The sequence below is a fragment of the Mycobacterium gordonae genome, from assembly GCF_002101675.1.
In the GTDB taxonomy this organism is placed as follows: domain Bacteria; phylum Actinomycetota; class Actinomycetes; order Mycobacteriales; family Mycobacteriaceae; genus Mycobacterium; species Mycobacterium gordonae.
On sequence record NZ_LQOY01000128.1, the window covers coordinates 1 to 1,434 of the forward strand.

Consider the following 1,434-nt stretch of genomic DNA (forward strand, 5'->3'; position numbering starts at 1 on the left):
CCGTGATGCCTCATGTAAATATGCCCGCGAAAATTGATCCATGCCTCACATAAAAATGCCCGCGAAACGGGCTGGGTCAGCCGGCCTTGGTCCGGATGCCTTTGCGGATGTTGGGTAGGGCGGTGGGGATGCTGGCGAGGTAGAGCTGCTCGGTTTTTTCCTTGGCCAGCAGGAGAAGCCGGTTCTGCAGGTCGGCGATCTCGCGGCCGATTTTGGCGGGGTTGAGGCTGTCGCGGTAGGCGATCAGTTCGGCCTGCTGTGCTGGTGAAAGGACGCCGGCGGCCAGGAGCCGGTCGAATGGGGTCTGCGGGGTGTCGTAGCGGCGTCGGCGCCGGCCGTCACCGCTGCTGGCATATCCGATGGGTTTGATGGTCGGGGTCAGGTAGTTGAGCCGGTCGTTGACCAGTGGCCACAGCCGGTTGAGCACGGCTTGTTCTTCAGGGGTGTCGTAGCGGTAGTAGAACGCGTATTTGCGCACCAGATGGTTGTTCTTGGATTCGATGGTGGCCTGGTCGTTCTTCTTGTAGGGCCGCGAGCGGGTGAAGAAGATCTCCATCTGTGCGGCCCACTTGATGACGGCCTTGTTCAGGAACTCGGTGCCGTTGTCAAAATCCAAACCTGTTACTTCGTAAGGTATCTCATGAAACCCTGCTTTCAGTCCGGCCAGGATGTGGGTGTTGGCGTTGTTGCGCACGGTGCGGGTGAATACCCAGCCGATATGTACATCGGTGAGGTTGAGGGTGCGGGCGAACTCACCTTTCAGTGTTGGGCCGCAATGCGCGACCGTATCGCCCTCGAAGAAGCCAGGTTCGTCTTCTACTTCATCGCCTGCCTTACGGATCTTGATCGAATTCCGCAGCAGCGGTGAGGGTTTCGTCGTCGACACACCACTGATCTGGCCCTTGGCCTTCGCCGGCGCCAGGTAGCGGTCAATCGTCGCCGCGCTCATCTTCAGCAACTCCTCACGCACGGCCGGGCTGTAGCGGTCACGGCCAAAGGCCAGCTCGTCGTGGCGTTCTAGCCCGTCAAGCTGCAGCCGCATCGAAGCAGCCAGATACTTCCCGCACTGCCCACCCGAGGCGGCCCAAACCCTTTGCAGCACCTTGAGCGCGTCATAGGAATACTTCACAGCCCGAGGCTTGCGGGGCCGCTTCGCCACACCGCGCCCCGGCCCCGGTGGCCGCATCGCCGCTGCGGTAAGCCTTCGCCGGGCATTGTCGCGCGACCACCCGGTCACCTCGACCACCTGATCCAGAATCCATCCCCTGTCCTTCTTGCAGGCCTTCACATACGCCCTGGCGTACCTGGTGGTGATCTCGGCCCGAGACGTCATCGACAACCCACTTCCCATGCCTGACGACGGTCACCGTTTCGCGGGCATTCTTATGTGAGGCACCGAGGGCGTTTCGCGGGCACTTTTCGTGAGTCAAGCCG

The 1,434-nt window shown here is 61.4% G+C and carries 1 protein-coding gene; it reads right to left on the minus strand.

The genetic code is table 11. The features are described 5' to 3' along the window. Positions 1-76: 76 nt before the first annotated feature. On the minus strand, positions 77-1,333 hold the full coding sequence (locus AWC08_RS19390; RefSeq protein WP_174900780.1) for a DDE-type integrase/transposase/recombinase: 1,257 nt from the start codon (positions 1,331-1,333) through the stop codon (positions 77-79). Between the last annotated feature and the right edge of the window lie 101 nt (positions 1,334-1,434).

Bases quoted from the DNA above. Each gene is read 5' to 3' on its own strand.
- AWC08_RS19390 (WP_174900780.1), bottom strand. From the start codon at position 1,333: ATGACGTCTCGGGCCGAGATCACCACCAGGTACGCCAGGGCGTATGTG.